At 43.7% G+C, this 18,798-nt stretch carries 20 protein-coding genes, 1 pseudogene and 1 riboswitch; of the genes and pseudogenes, 8 read left to right on the top strand and 13 right to left on the bottom strand.

What is annotated here, in order from left to right:
• Positions 1–136: 136 nt before the first annotated feature.
• The 5 genes from C5Z25_RS07325 to thiM all read right to left on the bottom strand — a co-directional run bounded on the left by C5Z25_RS07325 (position 137) and on the right by thiM (position 5,171).
• A complete protein-coding gene (locus tag C5Z25_RS07325; RefSeq protein ID WP_105452039.1) occupies positions 137–1,765 on the bottom strand; it encodes a peptide ABC transporter substrate-binding protein in 1,629 nt (542 codons plus the stop codon).
• A 29-nt stretch (positions 1,766–1,794) separates the two neighbouring features.
• A complete protein-coding gene (locus tag C5Z25_RS07320) occupies positions 1,795–2,529 on the bottom strand; it encodes a gamma-glutamyl-gamma-aminobutyrate hydrolase family protein (RefSeq protein ID WP_105452038.1) in 735 nt (244 codons plus the stop codon).
• 382 nt (positions 2,530–2,911) lie between these two features.
• Positions 2,912–3,559 (bottom strand): thiamine phosphate synthase, encoded by a 648-nt coding sequence (gene thiE / locus C5Z25_RS07315; RefSeq protein ID WP_105452037.1) that lies wholly within the window; start codon positions 3,557–3,559, stop codon positions 2,912–2,914.
• On the bottom strand, positions 3,549–4,373 hold the full coding sequence (gene thiD, locus C5Z25_RS07310; RefSeq protein ID WP_105452036.1) for a bifunctional hydroxymethylpyrimidine kinase/phosphomethylpyrimidine kinase: 825 nt from the start codon (positions 4,371–4,373) through the stop codon (positions 3,549–3,551). The genes thiE and thiD overlap by 11 nt, the downstream gene beginning before the upstream one ends.
• A 6-nt stretch (positions 4,374–4,379) precedes the next feature.
• Positions 4,380–5,171, bottom strand: a complete 792-nt coding sequence (gene thiM, locus C5Z25_RS07305; RefSeq protein ID WP_105452035.1) for a hydroxyethylthiazole kinase — start codon at positions 5,169–5,171, stop codon at positions 4,380–4,382.
• A gap of 100 nt (positions 5,172–5,271) precedes the next feature.
• A riboswitch (TPP riboswitch) is annotated at positions 5,272–5,377 on the bottom strand.
• A 223-nt stretch (positions 5,378–5,600) separates the two neighbouring features.
• Between thiM and C5Z25_RS07300 the strand changes: the two genes are divergently transcribed.
• From C5Z25_RS07300 to C5Z25_RS07290, 3 genes are all read left to right on the top strand, one after another.
• Positions 5,601–5,834, top strand: a complete 234-nt coding sequence (locus C5Z25_RS07300; protein WP_105449537.1) for a hypothetical protein — start codon at positions 5,601–5,603, stop codon at positions 5,832–5,834.
• A 205-nt stretch (positions 5,835–6,039) separates the two neighbouring features.
• Positions 6,040–6,468 carry a MerR family transcriptional regulator gene (locus C5Z25_RS07295; RefSeq protein ID WP_105452034.1) on the top strand — a complete coding sequence of 143 codons (429 nt, stop codon included), beginning with the start codon at positions 6,040–6,042 and terminating at the stop codon, positions 6,466–6,468.
• 28 nt (positions 6,469–6,496) lie between these two features.
• On the top strand, positions 6,497–7,636 hold the full coding sequence (locus C5Z25_RS07290; RefSeq protein ID WP_199774901.1) for an NADH-dependent flavin oxidoreductase: 1,140 nt from the start codon (positions 6,497–6,499) through the stop codon (positions 7,634–7,636).
• Positions 7,637–7,850: 214 nt separating this feature from the next.
• Here C5Z25_RS07290 and C5Z25_RS07285 read toward each other — a convergent pair whose 3' ends face one another.
• The 8 genes from C5Z25_RS07285 to larA form a co-directional block, all read right to left on the bottom strand.
• Complete coding sequence (locus C5Z25_RS07285; protein WP_105452033.1) at positions 7,851–8,285, bottom strand: pyridoxamine 5'-phosphate oxidase; 435 nt, start codon at positions 8,283–8,285, stop codon at positions 7,851–7,853.
• Positions 8,286–8,361: 76 nt separating this feature from the next.
• On the bottom strand, positions 8,362–9,852 hold the full coding sequence (gene yjeM / locus C5Z25_RS07280) for a glutamate/gamma-aminobutyrate family transporter YjeM (RefSeq protein WP_370447188.1): 1,491 nt from the start codon (positions 9,850–9,852) through the stop codon (positions 8,362–8,364).
• A gap of 240 nt (positions 9,853–10,092) precedes the next feature.
• On the bottom strand, positions 10,093–10,932 hold the full coding sequence (gene larE, locus C5Z25_RS07275; protein WP_105452031.1) for an ATP-dependent sacrificial sulfur transferase LarE: 840 nt from the start codon (positions 10,930–10,932) through the stop codon (positions 10,093–10,095).
• Positions 10,933–10,961: 29 nt separating this feature from the next.
• Complete coding sequence (gene larD, locus C5Z25_RS07270) at positions 10,962–11,675, bottom strand: D/L-lactic acid transporter LarD (RefSeq protein WP_105452030.1); 714 nt, start codon at positions 11,673–11,675, stop codon at positions 10,962–10,964.
• A 3-nt stretch (positions 11,676–11,678) separates the two neighbouring features.
• Complete coding sequence (larC2, locus tag C5Z25_RS12730; protein WP_105452029.1) at positions 11,679–12,140, bottom strand: nickel pincer cofactor biosynthesis protein LarC2; 462 nt, start codon at positions 12,138–12,140, stop codon at positions 11,679–11,681.
• Between the two features lie 8 nt (positions 12,141–12,148).
• Positions 12,149–12,934, bottom strand: coding sequence for a nickel pincer cofactor biosynthesis protein LarC (larC, locus tag C5Z25_RS12725; RefSeq protein WP_105452028.1), 786 nt, complete (start codon positions 12,932–12,934; stop codon positions 12,149–12,151).
• 35 nt (positions 12,935–12,969) lie between these two features.
• Positions 12,970–13,707, bottom strand: coding sequence for a nickel pincer cofactor biosynthesis protein LarB (larB, locus tag C5Z25_RS07255; RefSeq protein ID WP_105452027.1), 738 nt, complete (start codon positions 13,705–13,707; stop codon positions 12,970–12,972).
• 1 nt (position 13,708) lies between these two features.
• A complete protein-coding gene (larA, locus tag C5Z25_RS07250; protein ID WP_105452026.1) occupies positions 13,709–14,983 on the bottom strand; it encodes a nickel-dependent lactate racemase in 1,275 nt (424 codons plus the stop codon).
• A 226-nt stretch (positions 14,984–15,209) separates the two neighbouring features.
• Between larA and C5Z25_RS07245 the strand changes: the two genes are divergently transcribed.
• The 5 genes and pseudogenes from C5Z25_RS07245 (at position 15,210) to C5Z25_RS07225 (ending at position 18,644) form a co-directional block, all read left to right on the top strand.
• Positions 15,210–15,875, top strand: a complete 666-nt coding sequence (locus tag C5Z25_RS07245; RefSeq protein WP_105452025.1) for a Crp/Fnr family transcriptional regulator — start codon at positions 15,210–15,212, stop codon at positions 15,873–15,875.
• Between the two features lie 15 nt (positions 15,876–15,890).
• Positions 15,891–16,862 carry a cobalt transporter CbiM gene (cbiM, locus tag C5Z25_RS07240; protein ID WP_105452024.1) on the top strand — a complete coding sequence of 324 codons (972 nt, stop codon included), beginning with the start codon at positions 15,891–15,893 and terminating at the stop codon, positions 16,860–16,862.
• The gene (locus C5Z25_RS07235; RefSeq protein WP_105452023.1) at positions 16,840–17,658 is read left to right on the top strand and encodes an energy-coupling factor transporter transmembrane component T; all 819 of its coding nucleotides are present in this window, start codon (positions 16,840–16,842) and stop codon (positions 17,656–17,658) included. The genes cbiM and C5Z25_RS07235 overlap by 23 nt, the downstream gene beginning before the upstream one ends.
• Before the next feature lie 67 nt (positions 17,659–17,725).
• Positions 17,726–18,391: pseudogene (locus C5Z25_RS07230) on the top strand (energy-coupling factor ABC transporter ATP-binding protein); the annotation flags it as partial.
• A 19-nt stretch (positions 18,392–18,410) separates the two neighbouring features.
• Positions 18,411–18,644 carry a hypothetical protein gene (locus C5Z25_RS07225; protein ID WP_105452021.1) on the top strand — a complete coding sequence of 78 codons (234 nt, stop codon included), beginning with the start codon at positions 18,411–18,413 and terminating at the stop codon, positions 18,642–18,644.
• Positions 18,645–18,798: the final 154 nt, after the last annotated feature.

The raw sequence follows: 18,798 nt of genomic DNA, 5'->3' as shown, positions 1-18,798 counted from the left end.
ACTAAATAAACAGGTCTTGTGACTATCTGAGATTAACCTAAAATTAGCCCTGCAAAACCAAATTGGTTTTGCAGAGCTAATTTCAATCTACCTCACCATTTTTTTAAAGTTGGTGATGCGCACCCAAAAGTCAACCTTATTTCCAATAGGCATATCGGTATAACGCATCTCGTAACAAGGTGAAGTGAACACCGCCAACCTGCTTGCTGACGAGGTGTGCCGCTGCCGTTTGATAGAGTGGCGTCACGCCTTGCTTAGCTGCGACCAATTTTGCGGCTTGTTGCATACTTTGATACCGTTGCGATGTGCTTTGCGTTCCAGCCGTAATCTTTGCAATGCTAGCTTCATAAGTTGGATCCTTAAATTTCCCGAAATCAACTGAATTCGTCACCGAGGCTTTATTCAAGAAATCAATCGGGTCTTGAAAATCGCTTGACCATGACAAGGTTGCAAAATCAAAGTTACCACTACTCAAAGTTGAAATTTCATTGGTGAGCGGTACCGATTTGATTGTCACAGTAACCCCAGTTAGATTTTTTTCAATTGCAGCTTGAATAAATTCAGCAACCGATTTATTCACATCGCTATCATTCGTTAACAACTGTAAAGTAAGCTTTTTTCGACCCAAACTTGCTTGCGCCTTTTTCCAATAGGCTTTGGCTTTAGTTGGACTGTAGGGATATAAATTTCCAGTATCCGTATTGAAATCTTTACCCGTAGTCGGATTGGTCGTATTTCCCGTTGGAACTAATGAAGTTGCGGCCGTTGACCCGTCCTTTAAAACATCTTTTACTAACGATTGCCGATTTAACGCATAACTAACTGCCCGCCGTAAATCTGCGTTTTTAGTGACTGTGCGGCGTTGATTCCAAGGCATAAAGTACAGTTGATTTAATTTCGTAATTGTTAAACTTGAGTTCAGCTTGCCTTGTTGGGCATTTTCAACTTGAGTTCCGGTAATTTGCGTTACTTGAGCCCCGTTACTTTCAAATAGGTTCTGTGCTGTACTATTGGTTTTAACCGTTTGAACCTTAATGGTCTTAATCCGAACCCCTTGACGTGCGTAATAGTACGGGTTCTTCGTGTATTGCCAAGTGTCACTGGTCCCATTCCAAGCTTTTAAAACATAGGGGCCATTTGATAACGTCTTACCAGCCGTGGTACCATATTTATTACCGTATTTTTCAGTGAATGTTTGATTTAATGGATAAATTTCAGTTGCCAAGCGGTAATTAAAATAGGGCACCTTCTGGGTTAGTGTCAATTGTAAGCGATACTTGCCTAAGGCCTTAGCCCCTAATGTTTGCACTGATTTTTTTCCGGCTGTAATTGCCGTCGCATTCTTAATTTCAGCCACATGTCCGACTTCTTGAGATTTTGTCGTCGGCTTAACTTGGCGTTGTAACGCATAAACAAAATCCGCCGCTGTTACTTTTTTACCATTCGACCACTTGGCATTGTGACGTAACGTAAAGGTATACGTTTTGCCACCATTGGTTGGTTTAACAATTTTGGTTGCAATGGCTGGTACAATTTTGCCCGTCGTGTTAGTCGTATACAGGCCTTCCATAAATTGTGAAATGGCCGCCTGACTAGCAATGTCGTCTGCTTTATTCGGATCAGCCGTCGCAATCGCTTGCGAGGCTGTCACTTTTAACACTTGATTACTTTTTTTAGCCTGCTTTGAATTAGTTACGCAACCAGCTAAACCCAATCCAAGTAGCACAATACCCAGTCCACTTAACCATTTTTTTGTTTGTTGCATTTAACTGACCCCCGACCTAAAATTTGATGTTACACAGCACTAGTGTTAATAAACTTAGCAAACAATTGTGACATTACCGGATTAGTCGGTTGCATCATTTCCGGATGCCATTGAACACCCAACTGTAGTCCGCCCGTCGTTGCCTCAATGGCTTCAACAACTTGGTCCGGTGCTGTAGCCACCACGTTAAACCCTGGTGCAATTTTGTTTAACGTTTGATGATGAAACGAGTTAACGGTTAGCTTTGTTTGCCCCAAATAAGCCGCCAATTGTGACGACGCAGCAACCTGGATATGATGTATGCCATAGGCCGGCAACTGGGCTTGCATATGTTTGATGGTTCCTTCACCAGCAGGCATATCCGCTACATCTTGGTACAACGTGCCACCATATAACGTATTCAAAAGTTGCAGTCCCCGACAAATACCCAACACTGGCTTATGTGCCGCATGTGTGGCACGCACTAATGCCATTTCATATTGATCACGTTGTGGGTCAATCTCACCGAGCTCAGCCAACGGTTCTTCACCATAATTGAGCGGATCAATATCTTGTCCCCCACACAACAATAAACCATCAATTAACTGACTATACTGTTGAATCATCGCCGCATCAGCTGTCACCGGTAAAATCAACGGCACGCCGCCATTGGCCGTTACTGATTGTAAATAATCGCGATTGACATAATCACGTTGTCGCCCGGGAAACATATGGCTATCCACTGTTAAAACACCCGGTGCAATCCCAATAATTGGTTTTGTCATCCCGACTTCAACCTCCTTCTTTTGCCATAAAAAAGCCCCGCACACCTTTAAACGGTATACAGGGACGTTAAATTTCGTCGTCATACCCTAAGTTTATGAACCAAAACTCCGCTCAAATCAAGCATGACTGATTTAACCAACTTGATTAAAGAAAAGTGATAATTCAATTAATTATAGGTTAGGGGTAATTGATTCGAATGTCAACTAATAAGTTAGACCACTTAGAACGCAACTACATGGATGTATCACTTATCTTGTTATCTCGTAACTGTTGCCACTGTTTCAAAGTGCGCAAATTCAACACTTAACCAATCAGTGATTTCCATCGAAAGCTAATATTCCGTATCACGGTCAGTCTATTTCCCGGGAAATAAATCCTCTGTTACATCGTTGCCGCTAACATGGCCTGAACTGTTGCCGGATAGTCCGAGCTTTGAGTGATTAACGAAATCACCGCTGACCCAACGGCCCCAGTTTGTGCTATTGGCCTTAGTTGCGGTGCAGTAATACCACCAATTGCAACAACCGGATGACTGGCAGCTTGAACCAATTGAGTTAGCCCAGCTAAACCAATTACTGGGGCAGCATCGCGTTTAGACCGCGTTGGAAAGACTGGTCCACTGCCTAAATAGGCCAAATCTGAAAGCTGATTAGCAGTTCGAACCTCAGTTAGGGTCGTACATGACAACCCCACAAACAGCTTTCCGGCTACCTGTTGTAAGACTTGTTGAATCTGATGATCCGTTTGGCCGACATGCACACCATCGGCCTTCAATGCCAAAGCCAGCTCAACATCATCATCCACAATAAACGGCACTTGCGCTTGTGCACAAGCAGCACGTAATGTCAGGCCTAACTCGTAACGCTGACTAGCGGTTAACTGGCTAGTCCCTTTATCTCGATACTGGAAAGCTGTAATTCCCGCAACTAACGCTTTTTGCAACACTTGTCGTAAATCCTGACCTGGAACATCCTGAGTACCTGCAACCAAGTAAGCCCGTAGCTGCGCTGGTTCAAAATCAAGCCTCATCTTCGGTCACCGCCAGACTTGGACTCGCCCAATGGTTTAAAGGCCCATGACCATGGCCGACTTGAATCGTTGCCGCAATCGCCGCTGTCACCACAGCTTTGCCCGTCCGAATCGCTGCCCGCAACGGTTGTCCTTTAGCTAATTCAGCCGTAATACAGGCTGACAACGTATCACCGGTACCGTGTGTCCGACTAGTAGCAGTACGCGGAGCAGATAACCAAAAGGCCGTGCCATCTGCTAGCAACACAAAATCACGTGCCCGTTTAGCATCCGTTTGATGACCACCCTTAATCATGACATTTTGAGCGCCTAGCTTTTGCAATGCGACTCCCGCTGCCACCATGCCAGCAGCATCCGTAATTGTCAAACCGGTCAGTTGTTCCGCCTCCGGTAAATTAGGTGTGATTAACGTCGCTAATGGGACTAACTCGGAACGAACAACTTGCACAGCATCTGTCGCTAATAGCGCCGCCCCACCTTTAGCAATCATCACAGGATCAACTACCAATGGGCCAAAATCATAACGCTTTAAGTTTCGTACGACTGCCTGCACATGTTTCGCATCTGCCAGCATCCCGGTCTTACAGGCCTTAATTTTTAAATCAGCTGCTAATGACTCAAACTGGGCGTCAATCAATTTAGTCGGTAAGGCCATAAAGTCTTGGACTCCGATTGTATTTTGAGCGGTAACAGCAACCACCACCCCGGTCCCAAACACGTGTCGGGCTTGCATCGTCTTTAAATCTGCCATCATACCGGCACCACCACCACTATCCGTGCCAGCAATCGTTAAAGCTTGTGGAAAGTCAGTCATCAGCTATTACTCCTTTTTCGTTAAGTGTTCAATTTCAGCGATTGTGACTAAGTGTAACTTGTCAATGAGCGCCGTCCCAAATGAGCCCGGCCGGTCCGAAGTTAATTGTTTGGCCACGAGTTCGCCCGTCGCCCCTAATACCAAGCCAGCGACCTGGGTCGCTTCAAAATAATCACTGGGACTAATCGCTAATAAGGCCGCCACCACACTTGATAGCAGATCGCCAGACCCAACGTGTAATTGTAATAGCGGTGTCCCATTAGTTAACATTGTCATGCGGTGACCATCCGTAATAATATCAGTGGCCCCAGATAGTAACACCAAGCAATTATATTTCAGCGCACAAGCCTTAGCAATTTCAACTAGATTGCCGGTCCCAGTTCCAGCATCAATCCCTTGCGACTGCCAATCAAAGTCAGCCAGGGCTGCAATTTCGCCAGCATTACCTCGAATCACAGTGACTTGGATCTGTTCTAACAGGGCTAACGCCACCCGTTTTCGATAAGGAACAGCCCCAACCGCTACCGGATCAAATACAATTGGTTTATGTCGTTCATTAGCTAACCGACCCACCACTTGCATTTGCTCAACTTGTAGACTATTTATGGTCCCTAGATTAAGACAAACCGCTCCCGCAATTTCAACTAATGCTTCAGCCTCTTGAACTTCTGCCGACATAATCGGTGAAGCGCCCAGTGCCTTTAATCCATTAGCAACATCCTGAACCGTAACGAAATTAGCCAAATTAAGGACAATCGGCTGTCGTTGTCGGAGTTTTTCCAGTAAAGTTAAATCCATTTCATTTCCCCCTCACATTGATAGTTAACTGACTGCAACACAAAAAACGGCCGCTTCAACTTTCATTGAACCCGGGACCGCTAGTTAGTAACTCATTAACTCATTAGCTGTGACACTTTCCCTACGCAAGTTTGAACTTACAGGTTCAAAGGGATCAGCGCATCGGCACTGTCTCAGCCCAGTTATGGACACCCCTAGTGTATATATTTTCAGTGTACCGGTTGTAAGCGTTACCGTCAACTGGTTAACTGAGCTAAACTTTGCTATGATTAACTAAGGCTCTGGTTATTGGTAATAGTGCATTAATCTGACAATAATCTTAGTTATCAAGCGGATTCAACACTGTCCATCAAAGTGACACAATCCCACGAAAATTTTCGCGGTAAATTGTGCGATTGATGACTTTATAATAATAAGGAGTTGGAGAATTTGATTAACCCAAATGGTGCCGTTCATCGTGGGTGGAATCGACGCGTGGTTACGGGTAAAACTTTGGCTGAATGCGACGAACTACTCGTTCAATATTTAAATGATCAAGATTACGGTTCTGGTGAATTCGTCGTTTTACATGAAAATGACGGTAGTAACCTCAACACTGGTTATGATTTACCCGATGGTGATCAATGCTATATTAGTTTCTTAATTTATAACAGTCGTCTCTAATCACGACCAAGAGTTTGGGATTAAAAACCCAAGCTCTTTTTTAATCGCCAAATCATTAAATTAAGGACATTGATTTACCCCAAGAACACTTCGGTTATTGACTTTCCGGTTGAGTTACACAAAAAAGTTTAAAATTTCTCCTTGCTAGGGAGTTAGGTACAGGGTTTACAATAAATACATAAATTAGGAAAGCCGGTGAGTTTCGATGAATAGAAAAGAAGTTTCAAACTTAATTGGTTTCTCAACTGATACCCTGCGTTACTACGAAAATATCGGTGTAATTCCGCCGATAAGACGTGACAAGAATGGCTATCGCGACTATCGTCCAAACGATTTGAACTGGCTGTTTTTGGTCAAGTGCTTAAAAGATGCTGGCTTATCGATGGAAGCATTGATTGAATTTGCCAGATTAAATCAACGGGGCGAAAATGAACCAGCTCAAAAAGCAATTTTACAAGAACAACTGGAAGACCTTAATCAAAAATTGACTGAGATGAAACGAACTCAGGCGCTACTTCAATACAAGATCGATACGTTCGAGGATCACACTGCCAAGTTCAAAACTGGCGAAATGGATGATGATCATGTTGAAGAACTTTGGAAGATGTCTAAATTTAAGACGGCTGAACATTAACCATTCAACTATGAAAGAAGTGCTATAAATGACAACCAATAGATATGAAAAGACTATGACACCATTTACCTTTAAGAATGGACTGACACTTAACAACCGAATGGTCATGGCACCGATGACAACGTGGTCTGGAAATGACGATGGCACAGTTGCTGATCAAGAAATCGCTTATTATCGTCGTCGGGTTAACGGCTTAGGACTAGTCATCACAGGATCAACACCAGTCGCCGCAAATGCAATTGGCTTCAGTGATGAATTTGCTGGCTATGATGACAAGTTTTTACCAAGTCTGACACGGCTCGCAACTGTTGCTAAAGGTGGTGGTGCCAAAGCAATTTTACAACTGTTGCATGCGGGTAATAAAGCTAACACCGATTTAGTAGATCCTAAAGATGTCGTAAGTTCAAGTACGATCACAACCAAAGAAAGTACCTTTGTCAAAGCTCTGAGTCCACGAGCTTTAACTGAAAAAGAAATTTTGGCAATCATCAAATCATTTGGTGAAACGACTAGAAGAGCAATTGCTGCTGGATTTGATGGCGTTGAATTACATGGTGCGTTTGGTTTCTTGTTCCAAAACTTTCTCTCGCCATACTATAACAAACGACAAGATCAATGGGGCGGTTCACTTGCCAATCGAATGCGTTTTGCATTAGCCGTCGTTGACGAAATAAAATCAGTCATTGCACGCTATGCAAAACACCCCTTTATCTTAGGGTATCGTATTACGCTTGAAGAACATCTCGATGGTGGCTTACGGTTACATGATTCGTTGGCCTTAATTGATGAGTTGATTAACCGAGATATCGATTATGTTCACGTCACATTGAACAATGTGTTAACCTCTAAACCAATTGGCAGTTCCAATGACGATCCGACTTATCTTGAAACATTAGCTCAACACATCGACCACCGGGTGCCATTGATTTCTGCCGGCTCATTAAATACACCAGCACAGGCAGAGCAAGCCTTGGCTGAAGGTTTAGATCTTGCTGCGATTGCGCATGGGCTAATCATCAACCCTGATTGGGCTGAGAAAGTTAAAACCGGCGAAACCGCCGACATTGAAAAACAATTACACATCTCTCAATTAGCCAATATGAAATTACCTGATAAGTTGTGGCAATTATTGCAAAATTCGGGTGATTGGTTTGATATCGTACAGTAGTGCGAGGAAAATCAGGATTACAACTACCAGCAGGTAGCTCCTACGTTCCAAATATATTTAGCTAAAAAGCAGTATGGTTTCCGCCAGCGAGGGGAACCATACTGCTTTTTAGTTATTAAACTAGCAACTAAGGACACAAAAAATGCGCTGAACCCGACTCAATCGGTCATTCAGCGCATCATGATTTTATTTATCAGCCAATTCGTTTAAAGCATTACTTGAAATGTAACGTCCCTTTGGGTTGTCCAAGTCCCGGATCAACATAGACATCTTTGAGCACGAGTTCAAAGACAACTAACTTAGACCCGATTAAATCCCAAACTTTTTGATAATTCGGCACCGTTGCAAGGTAACTAGGCAACAAATCGGTCATTGTCTTTGTAGAAGGCCGCAACTGCACATGTTGCGCCCGCATATAGGGATTACCCGGCGTCCCATCCTTGGGTACCGAGATGAACGCCAAGTCAGGATTTTGCGCATAAATAGCTAGTGCTGGACTATCTTTGACCGATGAAAAATATAAGCGATCTGGTTGTTCAGCCAACCAAATAAAATTAACGATTTTAACATCAGCCTGATGATCTAACGCCGTACTTAACGCAATCTTGTTACTCGTTTTAATGACTTGTTGTAAGGCAGAAACTTCCATGATAAAGTCACCTTTCCTACTAATTGATAACTTCTATTATACCCCTTTTCTGCCCATAAGGGAACGCACGTTTGGGTTAATTTTGACGGGTGGTACGATGCACGTGCACTTGATACCAGATAATCCCAATCAGGCCAAACAAAACTGGTCCGACTAACATCCAAATCGTATTTTTAAAGTTCCCCGTAGCTAGGATTGGTTGAATCAACGTGAAAATATTGGCACCTAAAACAACAACGAATACGACCCAACTAATTAATACCGTTAGCCGCGGTGATTTATAAACTTCAAATGGTTTTTGAATCGCATGATTTTGTTTGAACTTTGGAAAAGCATAGAGTAAAAACAAGTATGGCAAGGTCATTGAAACGTTGGCCATCAGCGTTAAGACATTATAAAAAGCTGAGGCATCACTAGTCGCAAAGGAAGCCACTAAGATAATCACAATAACAATTGCGCATTGGACCATCATCGCATAACTAGGCATCTTGTTTTCGTTTAATTTTGTAAACTTTTTAGGCCATAAAGACTTTGGTGTCCCAAGAATCAGCGTTTTCAGTGGCGAATAAGTTAACGTAAAGAACGCTCCAGAATAAGCTAAGAACATGCCTAACCCCGTATAGCGCGCAAACCACAAGCCGATTAAATTACTTGTCGCTTGGCTCAATCCTAATGACTGCCCTAAAACTAGCCCTAAATTACGCATCATCACGTAACTAATATTACCCATATTCGTCGTTGGGTTAGCTAAGACAGCTTGCCAGTTCGTACTAATTCCCCAGCATAAAATCCCCAACGCATAGCCAAGTGTAATCACGATGGCCGAAATAATAATACCACGTGGAAAAGTTTTTTCTGGATTCTTCGTCTTATCGACCATCCCGCCAAGGACTTCTAAGCCCCCGTACGCAAAAATAGCAAACACCGCAAAACTCATCAATCCCACTGGCTGCTGATAACCAGGATTAGGCGAATCTAACAGATGGGTCATTGGTTGGGCAAAATGACCGTGATTTAACGCCAAAATGACCCCTGAAACGACCAATAATATCGCGTTCAAGCTGGTCACTGCTAAACCACCTAAACTTGTGATTCGGACAATCCCTTTGACCCCTTTAATGGAAACCAGGGTCACAATAACCATCCACAGACATGATAATAGACCAATCACTTGGGTTGCATTCAAGCCTAAAAAGGCGAATTTTTGCGTTTGATCACTCCCAAAAAACATTGTGGTAAAGGGAATCCAAACTTTCGCTGACGTCGAAACCAACCAAATGATATAAGAAGCAAACCACATAAAGGTGCCGACAAACGCAAAGCGCGCATTGACACTCACTTCTAACCACTTATACATCCCACTACTATCCGATTTAATCGCCGCACCATATTCCGCCATCATCATGGCAAACGGAATAAAGAATAGCACCGCCGCTAACAAGTAGAATAAGATTGACGCATAACCCATCAAGTAAAATGCCACCGTACTATTGGCAAAGCCAAAAACCGTAGTAAAGATCATCATAACTAACGCCGTTAGCGTTATTTTATTACTATTTTCCGCCATTATTTCGCCCCACTGCTTCTCATTTAAAATTATTCCGTTTTAAGGGAAATTAATATCTAATTATAATTTTAAAGTAAAAACAATATAATTACGTTGAGGTTTACTAACAAGCAGCTAATTTTTTTATGTGATAATTGCATCGTTTATTAATTAAATAAACTCAACTAACCGCAGCCAATTTTGAAGCAGCAAAAAGGCGTTTGGATTTTCATCCAAACGCCCTCCCAGTGAATTAATGACTTAGTTTTGGATTGCAAACGTAGCTAATTGTTGCTTAGTCAACGTGTCATTCATATGACCACTCCGGAAGCCACCTAAATCTAAGGTAACATATCGGAAACCTAATGATTGTAATTGGCGATTAACACGGTCATTGAAGACTAAGAAATCTCCAATCCGAGCTTCTGGTAATTCAATCCGAGCAATATCATCATGATAACGAACCCGTACCGTTGGGAAGCCTAAGCTACGCAAATACTTTTCCGCTGCCATCACTTGTTTAACGTTAGCATGCGTCAACGTGGTGCCATAAGGGAAGCGTGAAGAAACGGAACATGAGGCCACTTTATTCCAGTTAGTTAAGCCAAGTTCTTGCGCCAAGGCCCGGACATCTACCTTATAAAAGTCGGCTTCTTGTAACAAGCTCCGAGCTCCGGCTTCAGTCCGTGCCTTCAAACCAGGCCGATAATCTTGTTCATCATTTTTGATCATGCCATCAAGAACGGTGGCACTCCCATTTTCAGCAGCTAAAGCTGTCAAACGATCGTAGAACATTTTCTTTGCATAATACCAGCTGTCTGCTGTGTTATGTTCGATATGCGTATCGCTTAAGTAATCTAACGTGGTCGTTTGAACTGTAGCGCCTAATTCTTGTGCCAAGCTAACGGCTTTTTCAAATTCTTCATCCGTAAATAATTCTGAATTAGCAACAACGGCAGTGACGTTTTCAGCGCCTAATGTGTTTAAAGCCATTTTTAAAACTAAGGTACTGTCAATTCCGCCTGAAAATGCGACGGTAACACGTTTTAAATCTTTTAATAAGTTGCTTAAAGTTGCTTTCTTAGTTGCTAAAGTTGTCATTCTAATGACCCTCTTCTATTTAGTTTAAATTAAATACCAAAAAATCCATGCATAAACCAAGCCGCCAAGGCCGCCCCGACAAATGGTGCAATCCCTGGAACCATGATACCGTATTGCCAATCGCTATCCGCTTTATTGGCAATAGGCAAGATGGCATGCGCAATTCTAGGCCCCATATCACGTGCTAAGTTCATGGCGAAACCGGTAGGACCCCCAAGTCCCATCCCGATGGCCCAGACTAGTAAACCGACACCGATTGGCACAATTCCGGGCGTCTTTACCGTCGAAATAGCTAAAATTCCTGAAATAAAAATAAACGTATCAAATAATTCGACGAAAAAGTTCCGTGGTAAGTTCCGCACAGCTGGGGACGTACAAAATAAATTTCGAATCGTAATCGGTGAAATCTCATCAGCCGACGCTTTAAAATGATCCGCATACATAATCCATACAATGACAGAGCCGACGACCCCACCTAAAACTTCGGCGATGGAATAAGGAACGAACCGACTCCAAGCCAAGTTGCCTAACAAACATTGGGCCAATACCATGGCCGGATTAATACAAACATTACCAAAAATAAATAAGGCAATCGTAATCCCAAATCCCCACGTGGTGATTGCAAAAATATGACCAGAACCACGATATTTGGTCCCTTTTAGCACCGTACTACAGTGCACGCCGACCCCAAAAATAATCATTAAGGCGGTGCCCATAAATTCGGCAATTAATTGATGTAACAAAACTCATTCCTCCTGCTTCAAGTCAGTTGCGGCCACTAAGGCAGCTTGGTAAACGGTCATAAACGGAATATGGTAACGCTGCGCCAAATGAGCACAGTCCGCATATTCTGGCGTCCGTTTTTCAAGGTCGTCATATGTCGCAATTTTGATTTGCACGAGTCCATATGGCGTTTCAACGCTCGTAAACCGCCGCCGCATAATGGTCCGTTGCCAAGTCTGATAACGTACGCCCATTGTGCTAGTGGCCGTTAAAATAATTTTAGTTAGTTTTTCACGATCTTGCGGCTGACCTAATACCGACAACTTAGTGGCAGGTCGATTTTTCTTCATTTGAATGGGGGTAAAGTAGACGTCATAAGCGCCAGCTGCCAAGAGTTCCGCCATCGCATATCCTAGGCTCTCTCCCGTTTGATCATCCAAATTTGCCTCAATTAAGACCACCGCATCCGCCGTCTGATCAACCAATTGATGACTTAGTTTTTTTTTTCGAATAAAACCGCGCGTAACGCATTGAAGCCACCGGTATCACGTTGCCCAAAACCATAGCCAACCTTGAGTGGCGTCTGATCTGCAGGTAATGGCCCAAACTCATGCACTAAAGTTTTAACCAAGCCCATCCCGGTTGGCGTAATCAATTCTGTTTGCACATCTAACCGTTGGTGAATTGGAATCTGGGTACCGACACGCATCTGCATCACAGCAGGCACTGGTACGGGCATCTGCCCATGCGCCACCTGGATAAACCCGCTACCATCACTTAATGGTGACGCGATTATCTGGTCAATTTGCATCAATTCCAATGCCACACAACAGCCGACGATATCCACAATCGAGTCTAATGCCCCGACTTCATGAAAATGAACCTCGGCAAGTGGCATTTGATGGACGGTAGCTTCAGCTTGCGCAATTTCAGTGAAAATGGCCTGCGCCCGTTCCTTAACCGTGGTCGACAAGGCACTATTATCAATTAGCGTTAAAATATCGCTTAAATGACGGGCCGCACCATGGTGATGGTGACCAGCATCAGGATGATGATGTTCCACGAACCCATGATCCTTGCCACCAGCGACTTGCACATCAAAGCTAGTCCCATAAATACTACTTTTAGCTTGTCGGACATGGGTTAAGGTATAGCCAGTCACGGGTAACTTGGCGAGTTCCGTTTTTAAGGCTTCAAAATCCAAGCCTAAATCCAAGAGTGCCCCTAAAAACATATCCCCGCTAATTCCGGAAAAAGCATCTAAATAAAGTATTCGCATGTTGTTTCCCTCTCTGTTCAGTTAATTGAACAATCCTATAATTGATTAATCATGCTGGCCGAATACGCTGCGCCAAAACCATTATCAATATTAACTACGGTAATTCCAGACGCACAGCTATTTAGCATGGTCAACAATGCGGTCATGCCTTGGAAATTTGTGCCATAACCGACACTGGTCGGTACAGCAATTAAAGGTTTATCAATCAAGCCACCAACGACACTGGCTAAAGCGCCTTCCATGCCCGCGACCACGATGACGACTTTAGCGCCACGAATCACGTCTAGCTTAGCAAATAACCGATGAATCCCAGCCACACCGACATCGTAGACCCGTTCAACCCGGTTACCAAAAGTTTGGGCGGTAATCACCGCTTCTTCTGCTACCGGCATGTCCGACGTCCCGGCTGTTACCACAGCAATATAATCCGCTGACTCAACTGGGTTTAACGCCCCAACCGTCATGCATTGGGCCGTGGCATGATACACCGCTGTTGGTAAGGCCGGCTGAATAGCCGCAAACTTAGCTGCTGACAATCGTGTCGTTAAAATCGGCGCCGCTGTAGTAGTCATCGCTTTTACAATATCGACAATTTGAGTCGCAGTTTTACCTGCACCGTAGACGACCTCTGGAAACCCATTGCGATGTTGGCGACTTAAATCAACATTAGCAAACCCTAAATCAGCCGTTTGCGTGGCTTCTAATTGACTTGCGGCAGCCGTTGGACTAAGGCTACCAGCAGCGACGGCTTGTAAGATTTCATCAGTTGTCATGTTATTTTACAATGACACCTAAACCGTCAGGAACAACGGTAACTCGAGCCTGCTGGCCTTCGCGAGCATAAGCTTTAGCCATTGCTTCATCTAAGGTTTTAGCGAGTTCCATATGCATGCCCGTAATCAAGGCTGGGTCAACTAAATCTGACACAAAGATAACGTGATGATGCACTAAAATCCGGGCAAAGATTTGCGCAGTCCATTGATCAGGAATCGTCTTTAAACGCGGCGTATTAATGGCCTGGTCTAAGAATTCTTTCGGATCGTCAACATCAGCCAAATTATGGAAGAAGCCATCGCCACCGTGACCATCTCGGGCACCAGCAACCATCACAATCGTACCGCCTTCTTTATTCGTTGCTTCGGCGGCTGTCATCCCTTTAACAGCTTGATAAATGTTTTGATCTAAGGGGTAACCACCATTGGTTGAAATTGCAATATCACAATCAATTTTAGGGACACTGGAAAGTTCTTTGACAAAGTCACAACCAACTTTGTGCGCTGCTTCCATGTCACCAGCAAAGGATCCAATAATTTTTTTATCTTCATCTAAAACAACATTTAAAATAAATGCCAGCTTAGCTGTCCGGGCAGCATAAACCATATCTTTATGAATCGGATTATGCATCAAATTCCCGGTCCGGGCTTTAGGTGAATTAATAAATTCACCCGAATGATTAGCCATAATCGTCTTATAAGATGCAACCCCCGGCAAAACTGACTTACGACCACCAGAGAACCCGGCAAAGAAATGGGATTCAATGAAGCCTTCTGAAATTAATAAGTCGGCTTCAGCAGCGACTTTATTAATAATGCAAGCGCCACCAGATGGTAACTGGCCGATTTGAACCATACTGCTATCATCGGTTGACACATGCATCACGATTTCTTCATTAGCAACGATATCAGCACCATATTTGTTAACTAATTCCTCATGGGTTGATGGCCGATGAAAGCCTGTCGCGACTAAAATCCGAATCCGTGCATCTGGCGCAACGGACCGTAACCGCCGTAATAAAATGGGCGTCATAATGTGTGAAGGTACTGGCCGGGTATGGTCGGAGCTAATAATGACAATGTTCTTTTTTCCTTGAGCTAAAGTTTCTAATTTATCCGTGCCAATGGGGTGATTTAGTGACTGTTCCACCGTTTCACTTTCGGATAATTTGTTATGATATGTTGCAGCTTGTGAGACTAGTTTACCGGCGAAATTCTTTTCAGGAATTTCAGCGGTAATCGTGGTCTTGTCATAGGGTAAATCAATTGCAACCATGTCTTTTGGCCATCCTCTTTCATTAAACTATTTTTTACACGCACCTCTTGTTATACTCGTACCTGCCAAAATTAACTGCTACATTTAAAGTTTTCAAAACGCGTTAACAAATGTATACTTTAAATGCGATTGTACTAATTTCAAAAAAAGGTATGCTTAACAACGGACTGATCGTGATTAGGACAATCGTGAGCCTAAATCTATTCACGAAAGAACTGAAACTAAGATGGTATTAACTGATATTGAATATTTACTGAGTTATTTAGAAGCCCATCACGTGCCGACAATTCAAAAAAAGCGTCATACTTACTTGACCTATCACGGCTTAGCGGAACACTACACGTACGTCTTAAAGGATGGCATTATTAAGAACAGTATCATTTTGCAAGACGGTCGTGAATTTAATTTATCTTACATTGCTAAACCAGATGTCATCTCCTTACTCCGTGATGAAGTGTCACGCTCGACCGATCAACCCTTTAACGTTCGGATTGAATCCGAATACGCGACATTTTACCAAGTTAATCGGGTCGATTTTTGGAAATACGTCAACCATACCCCAGAGTTACAAAATTACGTCAAAAATTATTATCGGAAAAAGTTATCCGAAAATATTTTCCGCTTGCAACGGATGGTCATGAACGGTAAAAAAGGGGCAATTTGTGCTTTTATTTACAGTTTAGTCAGTTTATTTGGCCGCCAGATTAAAGCCGGGATTTTAATTGATTTTGTGGTTACTAATGAAGACATTGCGGGATTTTGTGGGATTAGTTCACGGAGCAGCGTCAACCGAATGCTAAAAGAATTGCGGGCTGATAACGTGCTATTGGTTCAAAATCATAAGTTCATTATTCAAGACATCAGTTACCTCTTAGATCAAATTGCTAATTAGAAGAGGTGCTCATCCGTGCATATTCCGGATAATTATTTAAGCCCTGCCACTTGTGGCACGCTCGTTGCCGCCATGGCGCCCATTTGGACCGTTGCGGTACTGAAAGTTAAAGTTCAAATCAAAGCCCATCATGAAACCTTACCGATGCTCGGGATTGCTGCCGCGTTGGCTTTTTTAATCATGATGTTTAATCTGCCAATCCCAGGAGGAACCACGGCTCATGCCGTTGGTGGTACCTTGTTAGCGGTGCTGATTGGGCCCTGGGCGGCCTGTTTAGCCTTAACTGTGACTCTGTTGCTACAAGCCTTACTTTTCGGCGATGGCGGCATTCTGGCCTTTGGCGCTAATGCGTTTAACATGGCGGTCATCATGCCGTTTGTTGGTTATGCTTGCTATCGTATCGGTCAAAAATGGCACCACGAAAAAATCGGCCTTGCAGTTGGGGCCTACCTTGGGATTAACACTGCTGCCCTAGTTGCTGGGATTGAGCTTGGTCTACAACCCTTATTAGCGCACACCGCTAACGGCACGCCGCTCTACTGTCCTTATGGACTCAATGTCGCTGTTCCGGCCATGCTGGTTGCTCATTTATTAGTCGCTGGTTGGGTGGAAGTCGGTTTTACGTTACTGGTTTATCAGTTCGTTAAGAAAGTCGCGCCACTTAATTTGTATCAAGCGACACCCCGGACAACTCGGCGACCATGGTTATATTTGCTGGTCGGCCTGGCGCTAATTTCACCATTGGGCTTACTCGCCAGTAACACCGCTTGGGGCGAATGGAGTCCCAGTGAGCTCCAACAGCGGCTCGGTCAATCAACCGCACCACTCGGAATGACCCATGGCATTCATTTTCAAGCCTTATTTCAAGATTATTCAATTGCCGGATTACCACTCGCCATTGGGTATATTTTATCTGCTTTGACGGCCATTTTACTTTGTTTATTATTGATCCGAGGTCTTCAACATGATGTCAAAAGTACCCACTGAGCTACCAGCCTGGTTGCAACAGGCCCCACAGCCGGTTACTGCTGGTAAACAACGCCCATTTTTAGCACGCAACCAGCGCCGACTAAAAAAATTATTGGCACAGTTTGCACAGCCAGCACCGGTCCAAACACCATCGCATTGGCAACTTGCGCCCGCCATTAAATTGGTTCGATTGTTACTGCTATTATTATTAATCACTTTAATTCAAAACAGCTTACTCTTATGGGGATTAGCCCTACTACTTGGCGGTCAATTACTCAGCCTATCACCACGACAATTGCGCCGTTTCACCCGTGATTGGGCTGTTAGCTTACTCGTCGCTCTATTAGTGGTGTTGCCTAGTTACTGGCTGACCGGTCCCACGACGGTGCTATTCTTCGGTATCAAGACTGCCCTGCTACTGGCAAATGCCCATTATTATCGATTAACGACCCCTTTTCAAGACTTATTGACTGGACTCAAACACTTGCACTGTCCCGATGTCTTAATTATGACGCTAGCGATCGCCATCACTTATTTACGGATGCTCGGCAACTACTTGCTACACACCATGGAAGCATTAGACTTACGAACCGTTGCACCGACTAAGCACCCTTACCATTTAATTGGTGCCCTATTCGGCAATCTCTACTTAAAAAGTTACGCCTATGCTTTAGAACTTTATGACGCAATGGAAGCTCGTGGGTTTAACGGCCATTATGTGCAAGTTCCTACTAAACAACATCACTGGCAAGACTACCTGTCACTTAGTCCTGAACTGATTCTAATGGCTGTTTTACTACTAGGGAGGCTCTAAATTGACCTTAATCAAGCTTGAAAATGCGACCTATGATTACCCCGACACACAGGGTCTGGATCAGTTGAGTCTAACTATCAATACTGGTGAATTGGTTTGTTTAATGGGACCAAATGGTTCCGGAAAATCTACCTTATTACGCCTGCTAAGTGGGTTAACCACCACTAGTCAGGGCCAGTATTGGTTTAATGACCAAGCAATCACACCGGCCTATCTCGCCAACCCTGCTCAGCGGCAACAACTGCACCAGCAAATCGGGATGGTTTTTCAAAACACCGATATTCAATTGTTTAACCCCTCAGTGGCTGAAGAGATTGCCTTTGGTCCTCAACAATTGGGATTAAGTCCAGCTGAAATCAGCCAACGGGTGACTGACTGTCTTGAGCTAACCGACTGTGTGGCCTTACGTGATCGTGTTCCTTATCAACTCTCCGGTGGTGAAAAAAAACGGGTGGCTTTAGCCAGCGTATTAGCACTTAATCCGGCCGTTTTATTGCTTGATGAACCACTCAATGGCCTAACCATTGCCGCCCAACAGCAAATGCTGGCCCTACTTAAACGCCTTCAAGCAGCTGGTAAGACCATCATTATGGCTAGCCATAACTATCAACAGGTTCAAGCTGTGGGCCAACGTTACCTAATTTTTAATGCCGCTCATCAAATTGAAGCCGACCTAACCGCAGCAGAACTGTCAGCACAGCCTCAACGTCAAGCGCAGCTACAAACTTTATAATTAAAGGAGTTAAAAAATTATGATTAATCCAAATGGTACCATTCACCGCGGCTGGAATCGTCGCATTGTCACCGGTAAGACCTTAGCGGACTGTGATGAAAGCTTAGTCCTTTACTTAAACGATCAAGATTACGGCGCCGGTGAATTCATCGTATTACATGAAAATGATGATTCAAACCAAAATTCTGGTTACACTTTACCAGACGGCGATACGTGTTATATCAGCTTCTTGATTTATAACAGCCGCCTTTAAAGCACTAAAAAACGTTGAGAAAAATCTCAACGTTTTTTGATGTTTCACGTGAAACATTTTGTTTTTTAGTTGACGGCACCTAGTTGAACGTGCGATACTACTGATGGTGCCAAACCATGATGGAGGTACGCGATCGGCGCGCAAGCGTTCTGAA

This window comes from Lactobacillus sp. CBA3605, from assembly GCF_002970915.1.
GTDB lineage: Bacteria > Bacillota > Bacilli > Lactobacillales > Lactobacillaceae > Lactiplantibacillus.
Note: the sequence above shows the minus strand (reverse complement) of the source record. Positions and strands in the feature narration are given on the sequence as shown.